The sequence below is a fragment of the Pedobacter sp. KACC 23697 genome (genome assembly GCF_045348445.1).
Taxonomy (GTDB): Bacteria; Bacteroidota; Bacteroidia; order Sphingobacteriales; family Sphingobacteriaceae; genus Pedobacter.
This window is the reverse complement of record NZ_CP157485.1, coordinates 1859087-1877243: the sequence shown is the minus strand read 5'-3', so window position 1 is coordinate 1877243 and position 18157 is coordinate 1859087. Positions and strand designations below refer to the sequence as shown.

The following is an 18157-nucleotide window of genomic DNA, read 5'->3' as shown; positions in this document are numbered from 1 at the left end:
ATATTTTAGAAAAGCAATGCCTGTAGTACTTCGGTTTTATCAGTCCCGCCCTTTGCTTAATCCCGATAGATTAACTGGTAAACAGTATAATCACGCTAAAATCGGGATAACGCTGTCGGTCGGGTTTATCTCACTCAGTTACACCGTTCTAACCCTCAAGCGATGGTCATGGTGCCATTGTCAAGGTACTGTTTTGCTTAAGTGGTACTCATACATAAATATAAAAGCATAAGTCTAGCCTGCACACGTTATCGCACAAAGACTCGAGCTAGTATTGATTCAGTCGGTTAATCGACTCCAAACACCAAACTCAAAACTTACCTATTTACACTCTATCGAATGGCCGTAGCCACCTGTATTTTTTGGAGATAAAAATGGAATGCCTAAATCTGCGGAGCGCAAAATCAGTAAAGCCCCCATAAAAAGCATTAACCAGGGGATTAGCCTATTGGTATTAAAACGGATATACTTTTTTAAAAAGATTCCCCCCAGGGAGATCATCAGCATGAGCGGCGTAGTCCCCAGGCCAAAAAGAAACATAAATATGGCACCCGAATGAACATTGCCCGTATTTAAGGCAGTTGCCAATGCCAGGTAAACCATTCCGCAGGGAATAATGCCATTAAGCATCCCTGCAAACAATCCCCAAAGTTTTAAATCAAATACCTTACCCATTAATTTGCTCAGCGGTTTCATCGCCTTTAACTGAAGTTTTGAAAAGTGCTTTCTATATCGTTTATTAAACTGCAGGGCGGTAAACAGGATTAATACAGCACCAATAAATATGCTCAATGTTTTCTGATCGCTGAACAGGCGTATGCTGCTTCCTAAAATACCAACCAGCAAACCTAAAATGGTATAAACAGCTATTCTGCCCAGTTGATATAACAGCAGCTGCACTGCACTATCAAAAAAATGATATTTTCTGAAGGGCATGCCTAATATAATCGGTCCGCACATTACCGCACAGTGGAGGCTTCCGAACAGCCCCATTAAAAAAGCCAATGGCAGATAGTCTGTCATAGGGTAATGTTATTTTTAAAAAGATATGTTTTGCCACCAGTACGCCATGAAAGGTTGATAAACCACATTCCACTGGGCATTTTAGTTCGATCTACCACGATAAGATTAGAAGTTCCTGTTGTATTTCCTTTACGTTTAACGTCATCGTTGCTATTGGCAGGTCGCATCAATACCAGTTCGTATTGCGCACTGTCTTTTAACTGTATTACCATTTGGGCATGTGTAATGATAATTTTAGGTGTGGCATCGTCATTTAACACATTCTGTTTGGCATTATATTCGGCGTTGTAATTAATTCCCTTTTCGTAATAATTTTCTTCGATCAGGGCGTCCCTACCGTGCACATGGAACATATAAATTACCATAGTCACAATAAACATCATAAATGCAACCATCCCCATTACTATTTTTGTTCCCCAGTTCATACTTTTTGTTTTTTAATTTAATGAGTGAGTTTTTAATGAGTGAATGTTTAAAGGCAAATCGCAGATTCAATCATTCACTCACTTTACCATTCAATCATTTCCTTCCGGTTGCGCGAAAAAACTCGTTGTTGCAGTACTTACCACCTCGCCATTGGCAATCACTTCAAAAATCGCATCTGTTTTATATTCTTTAACCGAATTATTTTTCCTGATCAGAAAGAAAGTGAGGTGTACGGTACCTTCTTTTGGCAGTACAGTTGCCTTTTGTACAAAATCGATCTGATCATTATTATTCTTCGGCCTGAAAGTAAATTTTACTGCCTTATTGGTTTTATTTACCAGTTCTGCATTGTACAGGTTACTCGTTTTATCCGTCCCCCTGCTTTGATATAAAGTACCACTAGCCCTTAAAACCGTGGTTTGTATGTTTTCTCTTTTATAAATCAATGAAGAAAAAACCATTATGACCACAAATAAAACGGCGGCATAACCATAAGATTTCAATGCCATTTTATATGGTTTACGCGCTGCAATAAAATCCTGGTTAAAGAAACCGATCAGGTTTTTGGGTTTGCCTATTTTCAACATAACTTCATTACAAGAATCGATGCAGGCGGTACAGTTTACACATTCGAGCTGTGTTCCCTCGCGGATATCGATTCCCGTAGGGCAAACCTGTACGCAGAGCCCACAATCAATACAATCGCCTGTTTTTTGTTCTACGGCATCTCGTTGTAAACGGCCACGGGGTTCGCCCCTTGTAAAATCATAGGCAACAACAAGGCTTTGGTTATCAAGCAAAACGCCCTGAAGTCTACCGTAAGGGCAGATTACAGTACATACCACTTCGCGTACATAAGCAAATACGCCATAGAAAATGAAGGTAAACAGCCAAATGGATACAAAACCTGAAACATGTTGCGCAATAGGCTCGGTGATGATTTTAAACAAGACATCAGAGCCGATCATATAAGCCAGAAAGGTATTGGCAATGGCAAAAGAGATCAGCAGGAAAATAAAATGTTTGCTTCCTTTTTTCCATATTTTTTCTGCGGTCCATGGTCCCTCGTCCAGTTTCTTCTGTTTATTGGCATCGCCCTCTATCCAGTATTCAATCCTACGGAAAACCATCTCCATAAAAATGGTCTGCGGACAGGCCCATCCGCACCACAGCCTGCCCAATACCACTGTAAAACATACAATGAAAATAATAAAGATGAGCATGGCCAGTGCGAACAGGTAAAAATCCTGTGGGGTGAAAATCAACCCAAAGAAAACGAATTTCCTTTCGATGAAATTCAGCAGAACCAATTGCTCGCCGTTAAGTTTTAGAAACGGACAGGAGAACAAAAATAACAGTAATACATAACTTACCCATTTGCGGTAATTGTACAGTCTACCCGATGGTTTTTTAGGGTAAATGAAATTTCTGCCCCTGCCCTTACTTTCCGGTTTATTTTTTGGTAACATCGGCTTGGCTTACACTATCTTTCGCTACTTTCATCTCATTGTCTTTTACATCCTTTTCCTCGTATTTTTCGCCCTGTGGAGCCTTGGCACCGGCAGGGTTACTTCCTTTTAACGACAAGATAAAATTAGCCACGGCACTGATCTGTTTAGGATTAAGGTTTTTCTCCCAACTAATCATTCCTTTTTCAGGAACGCCATATTTAATGGTTTTGAACACATTATTAATACCTCCACCGTGCAACCAGTAATCGTCGGTTAAGTTCGGGCCGATTACGCCCTGTCCTTTATCGCCATGACAAACCACACAGTTGGTATTAAAAATCGTTTTTCCATCTTCCAGTACCGTTGGCGTATTATCAAACTTTACGGAATTTTCATCAATGGTATTGGCCGATTTTTCTAGAAATGCGGTTTTTTCTACCTGTGCTTTGGCCATTTCATTTTCGTATTCTTTATCCTGCAGATCGCCATAGTCACCAATGTGATAATAAAAGAGATAACCTGCAGCGAAAATCATCGTACCAAAAAACAGGAAGTTGAACCAGGCCGGTACCGGGTTATTCAGCTCCTTAATGCCATCATAAGCATGATCAATCACCAGGTTCTTTTCTTCTTCAATGGGTTTTAAACTCAATAATTTTGCCCAGATAGAAGGTTTTACTGTTTTTTGTTTCAGCCAGCTATCGTAATCGAGTGCTTCCTCCTGTACAGGTCCGCTATATTTGGTGGGGTTTAACTGTTCCTGGTACATTACTTTAAATGCATTGAGCAACGTTAGCGAAACAAAAAGCAGTACCAATGCAAAAAGCAAAAGCAGTATAATGAGTATTTCAGTTTGGCTAAGCCCTAGTCCAGGCTGAGAAGGGACTATAGCTTCTGCTGTTTTTTGTTCAGCAGCGTAGCTTGCGGCCGATAAAAACAGTGATAATAACAATAGTTTAATCTTCTTCATATGGTTTGGTTTTGTTGTCTTGAAAAGGGATTTCGCTCATGTTTTTGATATGGCTTTTGCTTAATTTGAAGAGGTAAACACCAACAATTACAAAAAACACCATGAACATAAGCAGAGAGGTAACGAGGTATATTTCGCCACCGGCTAAATCTTTGATCTGATTGAACATATTTTATTGATTTGAAGGAATAGTTTCTTTATTGGCTTTGATATCGGTACCCAATCGTTGCAGGTAAGCTATAATGGCTACAATTTCGCGGTCGCTTTTCACTTTGATGTTGTTCTGTTTCAGGTCTAGCGCAATTTTTTCAGCCTGTATTTTTAAATCCTCACTGGCCTGTTTGTCATATCCTTCCGGATATGGAACGCCCAATGTTTGCATAGCCCTGATTTTACTTGCAGTAGTGCTGATATCCAGTTGTTGTTCAATAAGCCATGGATATGGCGGCATAATACTTCCCGGCGACATGGATGTAGGATCAACCAGGTGATTGTAATGCCAGGCATCAGAATACTTTCCACCTACACGGTGCAGATCTGGTCCGGTACGTTTACTGCCCCATAAAAACGGGTGATCGTAAACAAATTCTCCGGCCTTGCTATACTCACCATAACGTTCGGTTTCTGAGCGGAAAGGCCGAACGGTTTGCGAATGGCAGTTTACACAACCTTCCCTGATGTACAGATCCCTGCCCTGCAGCTCAAGCGCGCTATAGGGTTTTACACTTGCAATAGTCGGCACGTTAGATTGGATGGTAAAAGTAGGCATCATCTCAACCATTCCCCCGATCAGGATAATGATCAGTGAAAACACCATAAATTTCATTGGTTTACGCTCCAACACCCTGTGCCAGGCCTTATCGGCAGGACTACTATCCACTACAATTTTGGTTAAAGGCATGGCTTCGGCAGCTTCATTGGCTACAAGTTTGGCGCCCAGCATGGTTTTGGCCAGGTTATAAGTCATTGCAATTACACCGGTTAAATAGAGTGCACCACCGATTGAACGTAAAACATGCATCGGGATAATCTGCAATGTTGTAGCCAGGAAATTCGGATATTTCAATAAACCTTCAGGGGTAAATTCTTTCCACATTAATCCTTGGGTAAAACCTGCCCAATACATCGGGATGGCATAAAAAAGGATACCCAATGTACCGATCCAGAAGTGAAAACCTGCCAGTTTTTTAGAGTAAAGTTCGGTTTTATAAATACGGGGGATTAACCAGTACAATACACCGAAAGTTAAGAAGCCATTCCAGCCTAAAGCGCCAACATGTACGTGAGCTACAATCCAATCGGTAAAATGCGCTACTCCGTTAATCTGTTTTAGCGACAATAAAGGGCCTTCAAAAGTGGCCATACCATAAGCGGTAAGGGCCACCACCATAAATTTAAGGGTCACATCTTCTCTTACTTTATCCCAGGCACCACGAAGGGTTAATAAACCGTTGATCATACCGCCCCAGCTTGGCGCAATTAACATGATCGAAAAAGCGACGCCTAATGATTGCGCCCAACCTGGTAATGAGGTATATAATAAGTGATGGGGACCAGCCCAGATGTAGATAAAAATGAGCGACCAAAAGTGCAGGATACTCAATTTATAAGAGTAAACAGGTCGGCCAGCCATTTTTGGCAGGAAATAATACATCATGCCCAGGTAAGGCGTAGTGAGGAAAAATGCTACGGCGTTATGTCCATACCACCATTGCACCAATGCATCCTGAACGCCCGCATACACATAGTAGCTTTTCATAAAAGAAATGGGCAGTTCAAAAGAGTTTACAATGTGCAAAACCGCGATGGTAACAAAAGTGGCAATGTAAAACCAGATGGCCACATAGAGATGCCGCTCTCTCCGTTTAATAATGGTACCGAACATGTTTATACCAAAAACCACCCAGATGAGGGTAATGGCAATATCAATTGGCCATTCGAGTTCGGCATATTCGTGTGAGGTGGTAAAACCCAGGGGAAGCGTAATAACCGCCGATAGGATAATAAGCTGCCAGCCCCAAAAATGAATTTTGCTGAGCACATCGCTAAACATCCTGGCCTTAAGTAAACGCTGAAGCGAATAATAAACGCCCATAAAAATGGCATTTCCCACAAAAGCGAAAATCACGGCATTGGTGTGCAATGGCCTGATTCTACCAAAAGTGGTGTACTGGTTACCCATATTCATGGCCGGCTTAAAAAGCTGCATGGCAACAAGCAGTCCAACGGTCATCCCTATAATTCCCCAAACCAGGGTGGCAATGCCAAAGTTTCTGACAATCCTGTTATCGTAAGTAAATTTTTCTAGCTGCATAATAGAAGCGGAATTTTGTATGTTTTGTACACCAAAGGTATCCTGCATCCAAGAGATAAAGGATGATGGCTGTTAGCTGGAAAAGTGATCTTCTTCACTTTTTTCAGCAATCTCTTCATCATCGAATAATATGCGGATACCAGGTGTATGCACATCGTCGTTTTGACCGGTTTTATAAGCCCAAAAGAAGGCACCCAGAAAAATGAGTGCCATTAAAACGCTGCAGCCAACCAAAAAGTAGAGGATATTCATATCAGTTTATTTTTACGGGCAAACCAGCGGGTGGCCAGGGTGGTGAATAATATAATGGTAACGGTACTAATGGGCATCAGCACGGCAGCAACCAACGGATACAATGTTCCCTGTACGGCATAATAGATACCGATGCAGTTGTAGGCAATGGCAATGGCAAAACTTATTTTAATTACCTGAAGCCCATCTTTGCTGAGCTGGATAAAATACGGCAGGAGGTTTAGTGCGCCACCCTGCAGAATGGCATCACAGCCTGGCGTAAAATTATTGATGTTATCTGTTAATGCGATCCCAAAATTGCTCTGCTTTAAAGCTCCGGCATCATTTAGCCCATCGCCAAGCATCATGACGGTATTTCCGCTTTCCTGGAGGTTTAAAACAGCATCCAGTTTTTGGTGCGGACGCTGCCGGAACCTGATAGTCGTGTTTTGCGGAAAAATGGTCCTCAGCATGGAATGGTCTTTATCCGTATCACCTGATAAAACCTGGAGTTTAAATATGGAGAGTTTGGAAACTAACTGAGCCAATCCGGGCCGCCATTGCTGTTTGATATCAAAACAACCTTTATAGGTATGGTCGATCAGGATATGCACACCAGTTTCACCGGTCGATTTTACGGTTATCGGTAACATAGACAGATGTCCTGCATAAATAGTATGATTATTAATTCTTGCCGATAAACCTTTACCTACCAATTCTTTATAATCGTTAAGTGAATAAAATTTTTCAACATTTAAAGCCTTTAAAATATGCCTGCTTAAAGGATGGGTGGAGTTACGCAACAGCGAAGCCACAATCAGTTTTTCTTCGTTTGTTAAGGATCCGCTAAAAGAGATTTCGGCATTTTCATTACTGGTTAAAGTACCTGTTTTATCGAAAATCAGGGTATCGCATTTGGCAAGTTCTTCAACTGCATCTGTATTTTTTACATAAAATCCTTTTTTATCAAAAACAGATAAGATAGCAGATAAAGTGAAAGGTGTGCTTAAAGCCAGGACGCATGGGCAGGCCACAATAATAACTGCGGTAAATGCCGACCAGGCCTTATGGCTGTCGTGCTGAAACAACCAGTAAGCTGTAGCCGCAAATGCAATCAGAAAAACCCCGAGGCTGAAATATTTTGCAACAGAATCGTTAAAATTCTGTTTTTCGATGTTGTTTTTGTAATTCTCGTGATTCCAGAGTCCGGTAAGGTAGCTCTGCGAAACCGGTTTGATCACTTCGAGTTCGATGGCTTCGGTAGTTTGCCTCCCCCCTGCATAAATGATTTCGCCCAGCACTTTATGTATCGGCTCCGATTCGCCGGTAACAAAACTCATATCCACCCAGGCATCACCTTTCATTAAAATGGCATCTGCTGGCACCAGTTCTCCGTTTCTGATCCACAACCGATCGCCTATTTTGATGTCGTTGATGGAAACTGGCTTTTCTTTGCCATGCTGTAAGGTGGTAACCGCAATCGGGAAATAAGAACGGTAATCTCGGTCGAAAGAGATGTGGTGGTAAGTACGCTGTTTCAGCCATTTCCCCATGAGAAGCAAAAAAACCAGACCTGTTAAGGTATCGGCAAAACCTGGCCCGGTGGCAAAAATAACTTCAAATGCGGTGCGTAAAAACAATACGGCAATAATCAGCGCCAAAGGCGTATCTAAATTGATGTGTTTGTGTTTAATACTGGTAATGGCCGAAGTAAAATAATCACGTCCGCAATAAAAAGCCGCCGGAATCGAGAATGCCAGGTTTAACCAACCGAATAAAGACTGGAACTGTTTTTCGAAACCTGATAAACCAAAGTATTCGGGAAAGCTAAAAAGCATCACATTACCCATTAAAAATCCTGCGACAGCAATTTTCAGCACTAAAGCTTTATCAACCGAAGTACTATGTGCCTTTACCACATCCTGCAAACTGATCAGGGGTTCATAACCTATCTGGTTTAAGGTTTCTACCAGATGTTTTAGCGAAATTTCTTCATGGTTGAAGTTGATGGTGACCTGTTTTTTGAGAAAATCGATCCGTGAACTGAAAATAGCGGGATTGATTTTATACAAGTGTTCCAATAACCAGATGCAGGAGCTGCAATGGATAGCAGGAATGTAAAACGTAATGATGCCCGAACTTTCATGTTTATAATCAAGCAATTGATCGATAATTTTAGGATCGTCGAGGTATTCTAAACGGCTTTCATTTTTTAATTGCCTACCAGGGTTATTGTTGTACACATAATAATTACACAAGTTGTTTTCTGAAAGGATTTTGAAAACAGCCATACAGCCCGCACAGCAAAAATCTTTATCATCGGTTTGATATTTTACCTTGGGCAGATCTTCTCCACAGTGGTAGCAAATGGCTTTGGTTGTGGTTTTACTTTGATCTTCCATTGTAATTATTTCTTATATTGATGAACTGAATAATTGTGTTTTAGGCTGCTTAAGCCATAATTTTTCGTCGAATGCCATGCAGACATTTCTCAGGAAGGACTTTCCTTTGGTGGTAATCCTGATTTCTTTTTCGGTTACGCAGACCAGATCATCGTGCAACAAAGGCGAAAGCCGTTCATGTACCCTTTCGGGAATGCCTTCGCTGTAGGTGGTATTGGCCCTGCACATGATATTAAGAATGTGCTTTCTTACGGTGAGATCTTCATCCGTTAAAAAATGTCCTTTTTCTACAGGTAATAATTGCTGTGCTATTTTATCTAAATAAGCTTCTACTGTTTTAGGGTTCTGCGCAAAGGCAGTCCAGCTATCGCTGATCGACGAAACGCCGAGCCCGATAAGTAAATGGGTATGCTGACTGGTGTAACCCATAAAATTCCGGTGGAGTTTATCTGTTGCCATTGATTGAAACAAAAGATCGCTTTTCAGGGCAAAATGATCCATCCCCACATCTTCATAACCGGCTTCAACCAGTAACTTTCTGCCAAACTGATAAAGCGCAAATTTTTCATCTCCCGCGGGAATATCCTTTTCGGTGTAGTGCCTTTGCCCGGGTTTTAACCAGGGCACATGTGCGTAACTATAAAAGGCAATGCGGTCCGGCTGCAGGGAAGCTACTTCATTTATGGTAGCTGTTAATCCAGAAATGCTTTGTCCAGGGAGGCCATAAATCAGATCAAAATTGATGGAAGTATAACCGATTTCCCTTGCTTCGTTTGTTACTTGAGCTACCTGTTCAGGTGTTTGAAAACGGTTGATTAAAAACTGTACTTTAGGGTCGAAATCCTGTATCCCCAAACTTAATCTTCTAAAACCAAGCTGGTAAAGCGTGGTTAAGTGTGCGTTGGTGGTATTGGCCGGATGGGCCTCAAAAGAGAGTTCGGCATTGGGAGCCAAAGTAGCATTTTGCATCATGCCGTTAATGAGCAATTGGAGGTTTTCTGCACTAAAAAATGTCGGCGTTCCGCCACCGAGATGCATTTCTTTTAGTTTAGGTTTCTCCCCCAGGGCATCCACATACATGCACCATTCAGCAAGTAAAGCCTGGATGTAAGGCACCTCTACCGAATGATTCTTGGTAATACGGGTATTACAACCACAATAGGTACACAGGCTTTCGCAAAACGGAAGGTGGATATACAAACTGATGCCTTCCTCTTTATAACTGATGTAAGAATTGGCCACACTGCCCAGCCATCCATTTGCATTAAATTTTTCAATATCCCAATACGGAACAGTCGGATAGCTGGTATAACGTGGAGCAGCAACATTATATTTTTTAAGCAATTCGGCACTTTCCATCTTTACATTTTTTTAGCCGTTGCACAATCGTTCTGGCAGCAGCAGGCTTTGCCTACACATTTACCAGCTGCCCACTGATCGAGGTTTTTAACCACCTGCTCCATCCTTGCCTTGGTATCGGCCTGGTCAGCTACCAATGGCACATTGGCAACTTTCATTCCTGCAAGTCCGGCCGCGGTAAGATCAAGATGATCTGTTTGTGAAGATGAAGTGGCGATATATTTGATACCCAGTGCCCTAAGCCCTAATATCATATTACTACTGAGTTCATCGTTATTAAAAACCAAAAGGGCTTCTTTACCGGTTGCAAATGAAAGCGTATCGGCTGTTAAGCTATTGGCTATTATAGTGATATCGTGTTTTTTATAATTGGCCAATACCAACCATTCCTTTTCATCGGGCTTAATGTTGTAAGCTATAGCTTTCATATATAATATTTATACATACAAAACTATGGCGGAAGTATAAGGCGACAGGTGAGAATGCTTAGAGAAAAAAATGATATTGGTTACTTTTTTAAGTCCTTAGTCTTGAGTCTGTAGTCTTGAGTCTGTAGTCTTGAGTCAGCTAAACCAGACAAGACCCATTGCTGGCGAAAGTTTTAGCGCTTACAATAGCCATGGTTCGCTATCAAAATACAAATAAGCATATGTCGGCGTTGTTTAGCATTTCTCTTTGTCAGATGGAAACATCCGACAGCACAGATTTTTAGCTTAAACAGACCCGCGTTAAATAAACCCGACCGACAGCGTTATCCCGATTTAAGTGATCATCTAAATTATCGATTTATCTAATCGGGATTAAGCAAAGGACGGGACTGGGCTAACCGAAACACCACAGGCATTGCTTTTCTAAAATAGAATGATTAGACTTTTATGTGTCAGATGGAAAGATCCGACAGCACAGATAGGCAGCCCACAAGACCCGCACTAGATTTTGTTAAAATAGCCAAGGTTCGTGTCCCCACAAACCATTCCATTTTCGAATGATTTACATTAACATTCCTATGTTTCAGATGCGAACATCAGGCACCATATTATTGCGGTTATTGCTTAATATTCCTCAGTTTTTCTATAGAGAGGATATTAATGGCATTACCGGTTTTATCGATCAGTTTTTCATCTTTAAAATCAGCCAGCATTCTGCTTACTGTTTCGCTTGCAGTACCTACCAATGCAGCAAGGTCATCACGCGAAATGCGGATGGTGCAGGTATCGGCCCCGCCGTCGCCAAATTTTGTAGCCACCTGCAATAAAGCTTCGGCTACCCGTTTTCTTACTGAGGAATAGGCCAGTTGGAGCATCTGTTTTCCTTTATCGCGGACATTTCCGGATAACAGACCAATAAATGTTTTAGATACCGCCTGGTGACTGAGCAGGTATTCCATAAAATCAGCTTTTGGAATATGGATAATTTCTGATTCAGTTAGCGTGGCAGCATTTTCTGCATAAAGTTCGCCGTTGCATAAACTTTCGTAACCAAAAAAATCTCCATCATGGTAAAGCCCTGAGGAAAGTTCCCTGCCATCTTTAAAGCGTTTGTAAGTTTTCACCTGCCCCTTATTGACGTAATAGAGGTGTGTAGGTTCATCGCCTTCAATATAAATCACCTGTTTACTGTTTACTGCCCTCGGTTTACCTTTTTTGCGCAATTCGTCCATTACCGCTTCACTACTGCTTTCTGTTGAACTAAAACCAGTAGCCTGCTGCTTTTTCTTAAACCTGCTTTCTATCGCCCTGAAAAGTTCCGTATCATCAAAAGGCTTGGTGAGGTAATCATCAGCACCCATTTCCATGCCTTTTCTCATGTCAGTCCGCTCCGTTTTTGCGGTGATGAAAATAAAAGGGATATTAGCCGTTTTCGGATTTTTGTTCAACAGGTATAAAACTCCATATCCATCCAGCTCAGGCATCATAATATCACACAGAATGACGTCAGGCAAATGATTGATGGCCATTTCCACACCGATTTTTCCGTGTTTCGCCATAAAAGTTTCATAACCTGCCAAATCAAGCACTTCAGCAGTACTTTCCCTGATATCGTCATTATCTTCAATAATTAAAACTTTTTTGTTCATCAGATCGCGCTTAAATTATAAAATTGGTTCCAGAGGAAAGGTGAGCATAAATATTGTACCCAAGTGCTGCTCGCTATTGCAGGTTACGGTGCCGTTCATCAGGCCAACATATCTTTTTACAATGTTAAGCCCCAGTCCCGTTCCCGGAATATCGCCGGTATTGTGTGCCCTGAAAAATGGTTCGAACAGATTGCCCTGATCGGCTGCCGGGATACCAATTCCATTGTCTTTTACCTCTAAAATCAGTTCATCGTTTTTTAAAATGGAATTAAACTGGATGAGCGTATCTTCTCCTGAGTATTTGATCGAATTGGAAATGAGGTTGATGATACAATTCTTCAACAGATTCGGATCCAGATAGACCTCGGCAGTTGTTCCGGTATGTTCATAAATAATATGCTGGTTCTGTTTGGTCATCAATTGCATCTCTTCGGCTATTTCTTCTGCAAAGCTGATGATATTAAATGCTTGTGCCGATGCCTCCACTTTTCCTGCTTCGAGTTTTTCAAGCGAAAGGAAATCATTTAATATCGTTGTAAGGTTATTGATGGAGTTTTTGATTTTCAAAGTATGCTTTTCTACGCTGGCTGCATCCTGTTTGGTGGTATATTTATCAATCAGAGAGGCCGATAGCTGAATGGAGCTAAGTGGCGTCCTGAATTCATGAGATGCCATAGAAACAAACCTGGTTTTAAGCTGATTAAGTTCCTTTTCCTTTTGAAAGAGTGCACGCATATTTTCTTTGGCTATTTCGAGTTCTGATACGAGCTTAACCAGATCCCGTGTTCGTTCCTTTATCTTAACTTCCAGTTTTTCCGTATAACTTTTAATCTGTTCTTCGTTAGCTTTTTCTTTGCTCAGGTCGTGGATAAAACCTGTATAAATTTTGCGGTCGGTAAATTTAATTTCACTCACCCCCAGCCTGAACGGAAATACAGAACCATCTTTACGCTTGCCAGAAACTTCCCTCCCAATACCGATAATATGTTTCTGGCCGGTGTGTTCATATCTTGACAGGTATTCATCGTGGTGCGAATGGTCGGGTTCGGGCATCAGGACAGCAATGTTACTGCCCACTAACTCCTCCCTGCTGTAACCGAATAGCTCAAGTGCTGCAGGGTTTAAATGTTCTATAATCCCCTTTTTATCAATGGTAATAATCCCATCAATAGCGTTTTCAATAATCGCATCCAAAAATTTCGACCTGTCCATTGTTATGCTTCAATTGTGTTGTAAATATAGAAAAAGTATTACCGATCTCTTTTCTTAACCAACAATCAATGTGTCGAGTATAGTTTTCGAACTTGCCAGCTGTTCATATAATTGCCTAAATTCATCAGAAGCCTGATCTGTTATTTCGCTGAAAAGTTTTTTATAATAATTAATTCCATCCAAGAGCTGCAGTTTAAATCCATTTAACTGTTTTATTTTTTTATCGCTAAATTGCTGCAACTGCTGTTTAATATCCTCTTGTAGGTAATCGATATACAGATTAAGCTCTTTGATAAAAACATGCGGGCGTTCTACCTGCTCTAAAAGGTTAACCTTACCATAAATATGGCCTACCATTTCATCAAAAGAGTATACATCAGAGAAATAAGCCAGGTTTGGTCCGGGGCAAATGGCTACGGCATCATTTTCTTTCGGTTTTAGAATATTATATTTTAAATAATTGGAAGAACAAAGTCCTTCACAAAGGCATATTTTTCCAGTAACCTCCTTAAATTGTTTTTCATATTCTTCAGCCGTTAATCCAGCCATTTGAAGGCTTTTGATCTTGAAGTGCTGATATTCACGAGATGCGGTGCAAATAGCCTGTTCGGAAAATTCGGTATTGTTGCAGAGATATTTTTTCGTACATGGACTTCCAGGCCGGCCCTTTTTAATCCGCTCCGTGCGCTGCTGCTCTATAGTACTGTTTCTGAAGTTATTAAAACGGATCCCTAATGGAGATGCATTGCTCAAATAAAAATCCTGTTCGGTTGCACCAGTGAGTTGTGTTAAAGTATTGGCATCAACATTGGTTACTTCCGGCACTAATAAAAATGGACTTCCCCAGCCTGTGCCATCAAGCTGGTAATGTTGCAGTAAAAAATTATGTTCTGCAGCGGTTCCGATTCCGCCCTGAACTGTAATCTTTTGTCTGGGTTCCTGGTCAATCAGAATTCCCTTTTGCGCCAGCGCAAGCTGATACATATTGAAAAGCTCCCGGCACATGTTGCTTTTTTTTGTTTTAAATTCCTCCAAGATCGGGCCTAACAGATAACCTTCGGTAGCAAATGCATGTCCGCCACAGTTTAAGCCCGATTCGATCCTGAACTCTGATACCCACAAACCTTTTTTGGCTAAAAATTTAGCCTGGATCAGCGCTGACCTGAAATCACTCACTTTTAAGATGATCCTCTTTTTTAACGAAGCTTTTTCATCCGGAAAAAAGTCTGCAAAATGTTCCATATAGCTATACAATTTAGGGTTCATGCCTGCAGAAAGCACCACAGCGGCATTAAGTTTACTTTCTGCAAAACCGCGTAAAGCTGCTAGCGCATCTGTATTTCCATCACCAGTGTATTCACCATCTACGTAGTTCATTTTATCTACTTTGGCCATAATGTTAACATCAATACTCCCCATGCGAATGGCATTTTTTAGTACTGATTTAAAGATCTGCTTGGCTTCTCCTTCAGGATATTCCATCATGAGTTCATAACCATGTTTTAATTTTGAGGTATCGGGCAAAAGCTCAAAATAACGGCAGATATCACTGCCTTCCATAAAATCCTGCTTTTTTAAAGCGCTAAAGTCCTGGCAGATGCTATCGGATAAAAAGTTGAGGTATGCAGTGATGCGCCGGCTACGACTATCGGTTTCATTTTTACCAATTGGCTCGTAATATATTGATCTATTTTGCGCATGATAAGCACGCATACGCTCCACCAATTCGTCATCAACAATAGAGAGTACAGATGAAATGCCATACTTGGCAACTTTTAAGGGGGTATCAATAGAGTAACCCAGGCCTAAAACAGGAATATGAAAGGAGTGTAACATGGTGTTTTTTGATGTAAAATGGTCCCCGATATAATGAATGACCAAATAATTTCTACAGCAAAACTACCTTGGTTTAATTGATACAGCGATGATAAGGCTCAAAACAAAAAATGACCGCGATCACTTTTTCACAACCAAAAATTACCATTATCAGGCATTCTCATTAAGTTAAGGTTTTTAACCACAGATGCACACAGATTTTTATAGCTATTTGCATCCTATTTATCTCAAGGAAGACCTGGACAATTTAAGGTTATTTGTATTTTCACCTATGTCAATGGCTTAAATAACAACACTCTTCATCAGGACAAAAATTGGTCTAAATCAGGTTTTAGATGGTAGAGCTATAAGCAGTAGGTAAAACTAAAAGTGATTACAAGCTCTTTACTTCTTTACCAGTTTATTATTAACGGGAAACATTAAACTTTCCAAAACCTGATCATGGTGATATATATCAGGATATACACTGAGCTGACCGTTATTAATCTCGCAGGTGATGTAGGTGATCTTTATCGGAACAGTATTTTTAAGGGGAAAATCTTTTTTAATCATGTTAAGCATTGATGATTTTAAAGCAGGCACTTTATCTGCTGCTCCATCATTCAGCAATAACAGTTCGGCAAGTAAACCAGCATTTTCTACCCTGATACAACCATGGCTAAATGCCCTTTCCCTTTTTTTAAATAATTGCTGTTCCGGGGTATCGTGCAGGTAAATATCAAAAGTATTCGGAAACCGGAATACAACCTTGCCAAGCGCATTATCACAACCAGGTGACTGCCTGGCATGATACAGGTTAGGATTAGCCTTAATGGCGGCGATGGTAATTTTGGTTAAAGGCACCATGTTTTCCTTCCGGTCGTAAATACAGTAATGGTTGCTGATCAGGTAGGTTGAATCTTTCCATATTTTTGGCAGCAGTTCGGTTGTAAATATTTTATGCGGAACCTTCCAATCTGGCGACGTGGTGATTTTATTAACTGTACTTTCCAATTCTGGCGTAGAACTGGAAGGCTTGCCTACAATGGTTTTAAATACGACTATGTCGTCATCCTTGATCAACTTGAGTGTGTACGAGGGGATATTGATCTGTATAAAATAACGATCGTCAGTATTTATCCAGCGTAACCGCTCCATATTAATGGCCATTTTTCTGGCATCACCTTCCGGAAACTCATAACAATCGTCTATATATTGCCCTTTTACCAAATGAAGGTAATCCTGTAGCATTCTATACATATTTGTTTGCGGCTGGGCCGATGTAACATTGCTCATAAAATTAGGATGCCCAATGGCTTTTCCGAGCTGAAACACCGGATCAAAACCCAAAGGTATTTTCGATTCCAATCGCCCGGTAGTAACCACCGGATTAAATTTACCGTAATGAAGATGATTGATCAGGGTAATCAGGGCATCAGTTAAGTAAATATCAAAAACTTCCTGCTCCTGTACTTCGGCACCTGGTTTGGTAAGCGGACGAAGTGCATCATAAGTGAGCTGATCGGGATGAAAATCATTTCTGTTCAGGCCAAACTGCAATACGCAATCCATCAATAACATCGACATCCAGACATCTGATTTAACCGTATCCTGCCTTACCCAGGCTCTTTTATATAATCTTTCCTGATAAAAACGGTTAACAAGATTGGGATAGTGCAGTTTTGGACGCAGGCCAGCGATTTCTTTTTTGATAGAGAGCGAATCAGTATTTACTGATCCAGCATTTTTAAGGGGCACTCCGAAAGCATTAAATACCAATAAGAAGGCCCAAAACAGCGTTAAAGAAATAAAAATCACCTGAATGGTAGCGGAGCTTTTGCTAATATCTTTATTTTTCATAACACCTTGATTTACAATTATAAATATCAAAAATTAACGCTTCAATATTTATGACCCCCATCATATATTGTTATGATCTGCTGCACATTAAGGATTTTGAGATGATTTTACGGGATTAAATTCATATTAGAGAACAACTAACTCGCCAATGAGCTTCTAAAGGCTTTAAGGCTCATTCCCTTTTGTGATTTAAAAAACTTGTTTAAGTGGCTTTCATCCGTAAAGCCGAGTTCAAAAGCAATTTCGTTGATCCGCATATCGCTGAAGCGTAAACGCGCCTCTATCAGTTTAATCCTTAAATTGGCAATATATTGCTGCAGGGTTTCATTGGTCTGTTTTTTAAAATACTTGCCAAAATAATTTTCCGAAATGCCGAACTCAATGCTTAGCTTTTCGGCCCTTAGTTTCCCCGGACTATAAATATTGGCCTGTATATAATTTAGAAGTGCCAGCGTTTTTTGTTCAGAATCTTCCTTAATACTGGCTGGCAGATATTTGGCTATATTACGGGCCACCAATACAATCATCGTATCTACCATTTTGGCTATTAACTCCTTATTGTAAAGATCGCGGTTAACATACTCTGCAGTCATAGCTTCAATAAGTGATTTAACCAAAGGTTTATCTGAAAAGTTTTTAAGGATACAGCCCGGCTGATGACTGGCATTTTGAAGAATATATTCTAATCTTTTCACATCATTGGTGTGAAAATCCTTCGAGCGGAGATACACATTACCAAAGCGTAGAAAGAAAAATTCTGTAGTTGTTTCTATTTCAAATGAATGGCAATCTTCAGGCGTGATTAAAAACATGTGCCCTGCGAGGTAATCGAATTTATTGTTATTGATGCATTGTTTGCCTGTACCGGAAAGGATATATATCAACTCAAAAAACAGGTGTTTATGACCATATTTTGGGCATTCATCCAGCTTTTCGTAAACAATCTCGTAAGGTTCGTACAGTGTTTCGCTAATCATCTCACATCAAATTAAAGCACAAATTTACCAATTAAAAGCA

The 18157-nt window shown here is 40.6% G+C and carries 15 protein-coding genes; all 15 read right to left on the bottom strand.

Translation table 11 applies throughout. The features are described from left to right. Positions 1-321: 321 nt before the first annotated feature. The 15 genes from ABEG20_RS07225 to ABEG20_RS07155 all read right to left on the bottom strand — a co-directional run bounded on the left by ABEG20_RS07225 (position 322) and on the right by ABEG20_RS07155 (position 18117). Positions 322-1023, bottom strand: a complete 702-nt coding sequence (locus tag ABEG20_RS07225; protein WP_406826703.1) for a sulfite exporter TauE/SafE family protein — start codon at positions 1021-1023, stop codon at positions 322-324. After that, complete coding sequence (locus ABEG20_RS07220) at positions 1020-1448, bottom strand: FixH family protein (RefSeq protein WP_406826702.1); 429 nt, start codon at positions 1446-1448, stop codon at positions 1020-1022. Before ABEG20_RS07220 ends, ABEG20_RS07225 begins: the two co-directional genes overlap by 4 nt. Positions 1449-1538: 90 nt before the next feature. Then, the gene (gene ccoG / locus ABEG20_RS07215) at positions 1539-2918 is read right to left on the bottom strand and encodes a cytochrome c oxidase accessory protein CcoG (RefSeq protein ID WP_406826701.1); all 1380 of its coding nucleotides are present in this window, start codon (positions 2916-2918) and stop codon (positions 1539-1541) included. Further along, positions 2902-3870, bottom strand: a complete 969-nt coding sequence (locus ABEG20_RS07210; RefSeq protein WP_406826700.1) for a cbb3-type cytochrome c oxidase N-terminal domain-containing protein — start codon at positions 3868-3870, stop codon at positions 2902-2904. Before ABEG20_RS07210 ends, ccoG begins: the two co-directional genes overlap by 17 nt. Then, positions 3857-4039 carry a hypothetical protein gene (locus ABEG20_RS07205; protein WP_406826699.1) on the bottom strand — a complete coding sequence of 61 codons (183 nt, stop codon included), beginning with the start codon at positions 4037-4039 and terminating at the stop codon, positions 3857-3859. Before ABEG20_RS07205 ends, ABEG20_RS07210 begins: the two co-directional genes overlap by 14 nt. A gap of 3 nt (positions 4040-4042) precedes the next feature. Beyond that, on the bottom strand, positions 4043-6184 hold the full coding sequence (ccoN, locus tag ABEG20_RS07200; protein ID WP_406826698.1) for a cytochrome-c oxidase, cbb3-type subunit I: 2142 nt from the start codon (positions 6182-6184) through the stop codon (positions 4043-4045). Positions 6185-6256: 72 nt separating this feature from the next. Then, positions 6257-6436, bottom strand: a complete 180-nt coding sequence (gene ccoS / locus ABEG20_RS07195; RefSeq protein ID WP_406826697.1) for a cbb3-type cytochrome oxidase assembly protein CcoS — start codon at positions 6434-6436, stop codon at positions 6257-6259. Next, positions 6433-8817, bottom strand: a complete 2385-nt coding sequence (locus ABEG20_RS07190) for a heavy metal translocating P-type ATPase (protein ID WP_406826696.1) — start codon at positions 8815-8817, stop codon at positions 6433-6435. The genes ccoS and ABEG20_RS07190 overlap by 4 nt, the downstream gene beginning before the upstream one ends. A gap of 12 nt (positions 8818-8829) precedes the next feature. Continuing rightward, positions 8830-10176, bottom strand: coding sequence for an oxygen-independent coproporphyrinogen III oxidase (gene hemN, locus ABEG20_RS07185; protein ID WP_406826695.1), 1347 nt, complete (start codon positions 10174-10176; stop codon positions 8830-8832). 2 nt (positions 10177-10178) lie between these two features. Then, a complete protein-coding gene (locus tag ABEG20_RS07180; RefSeq protein ID WP_406826694.1) occupies positions 10179-10604 on the bottom strand; it encodes a lactate dehydrogenase in 426 nt (141 codons plus the stop codon). Positions 10605-11221: 617 nt separating this feature from the next. Further along, positions 11222-12253, bottom strand: coding sequence for a response regulator (locus ABEG20_RS07175; protein ID WP_406826693.1), 1032 nt, complete (start codon positions 12251-12253; stop codon positions 11222-11224). A 15-nt stretch (positions 12254-12268) separates the two neighbouring features. Beyond that, positions 12269-13465, bottom strand: coding sequence for a PAS domain S-box protein (locus tag ABEG20_RS07170; RefSeq protein WP_406826692.1), 1197 nt, complete (start codon positions 13463-13465; stop codon positions 12269-12271). A gap of 54 nt (positions 13466-13519) precedes the next feature. After that, the gene (locus ABEG20_RS07165; RefSeq protein ID WP_406826691.1) at positions 13520-15301 is read right to left on the bottom strand and encodes a hypothetical protein; all 1782 of its coding nucleotides are present in this window, start codon (positions 15299-15301) and stop codon (positions 13520-13522) included. A gap of 384 nt (positions 15302-15685) precedes the next feature. Beyond that, positions 15686-17140, bottom strand: coding sequence for a L,D-transpeptidase family protein (locus ABEG20_RS07160; protein ID WP_406826690.1), 1455 nt, complete (start codon positions 17138-17140; stop codon positions 15686-15688). Between the two features lie 137 nt (positions 17141-17277). Next, positions 17278-18117: an AraC family transcriptional regulator gene (locus ABEG20_RS07155; RefSeq protein ID WP_406826689.1), complete on the bottom strand. Its 840-nt coding sequence runs from the start codon at positions 18115-18117 to the stop codon at positions 17278-17280. Positions 18118-18157: the final 40 nt, after the last annotated feature.

Bases quoted from the DNA above. Each gene is read 5' to 3' on its own strand.
- ABEG20_RS07205 (WP_406826699.1), bottom strand. From the start codon at position 4,039: ATGTTCAATCAGATCAAAGATTTAGCCGGTGGCGAAATATACCTCGTT.
- ABEG20_RS07220 (WP_406826702.1), bottom strand. From the start codon at position 1,448: ATGAACTGGGGAACAAAAATAGTAATGGGGATGGTTGCATTTATGATG.
- ABEG20_RS07165 (WP_406826691.1), bottom strand. From the start codon at position 15,301: ATGTTACACTCCTTTCATATTCCTGTTTTAGGCCTGGGTTACTCTATT.
- ABEG20_RS07160 (WP_406826690.1), bottom strand. From the start codon at position 17,140: ATGAAAAATAAAGATATTAGCAAAAGCTCCGCTACCATTCAGGTGATT.
- ccoN (WP_406826698.1), bottom strand. From the start codon at position 6,184: ATGCAGCTAGAAAAATTTACTTACGATAACAGGATTGTCAGAAACTTT.
- hemN (WP_406826695.1), bottom strand. From the start codon at position 10,176: ATGGAAAGTGCCGAATTGCTTAAAAAATATAATGTTGCTGCTCCACGT.
- ABEG20_RS07225 (WP_406826703.1), bottom strand. From the start codon at position 1,023: ATGACAGACTATCTGCCATTGGCTTTTTTAATGGGGCTGTTCGGAAGC.
- ccoS (WP_406826697.1), bottom strand. From the start codon at position 6,436: ATGAATATCCTCTACTTTTTGGTTGGCTGCAGCGTTTTAATGGCACTC.
- ABEG20_RS07170 (WP_406826692.1), bottom strand. From the start codon at position 13,465: ATGGACAGGTCGAAATTTTTGGATGCGATTATTGAAAACGCTATTGAT.
- ABEG20_RS07210 (WP_406826700.1), bottom strand. From the start codon at position 3,870: ATGAAGAAGATTAAACTATTGTTATTATCACTGTTTTTATCGGCCGCA.
- ABEG20_RS07175 (WP_406826693.1), bottom strand. From the start codon at position 12,253: ATGAACAAAAAAGTTTTAATTATTGAAGATAATGACGATATCAGGGAA.
- ccoG (WP_406826701.1), bottom strand. From the start codon at position 2,918: ATGTTACCAAAAAATAAACCGGAAAGTAAGGGCAGGGGCAGAAATTTC.
- ABEG20_RS07155 (WP_406826689.1), bottom strand. From the start codon at position 18,117: ATGATTAGCGAAACACTGTACGAACCTTACGAGATTGTTTACGAAAAG.
- ABEG20_RS07180 (WP_406826694.1), bottom strand. From the start codon at position 10,604: ATGAAAGCTATAGCTTACAACATTAAGCCCGATGAAAAGGAATGGTTG.
- ABEG20_RS07190 (WP_406826696.1), bottom strand. From the start codon at position 8,817: ATGGAAGATCAAAGTAAAACCACAACCAAAGCCATTTGCTACCACTGT.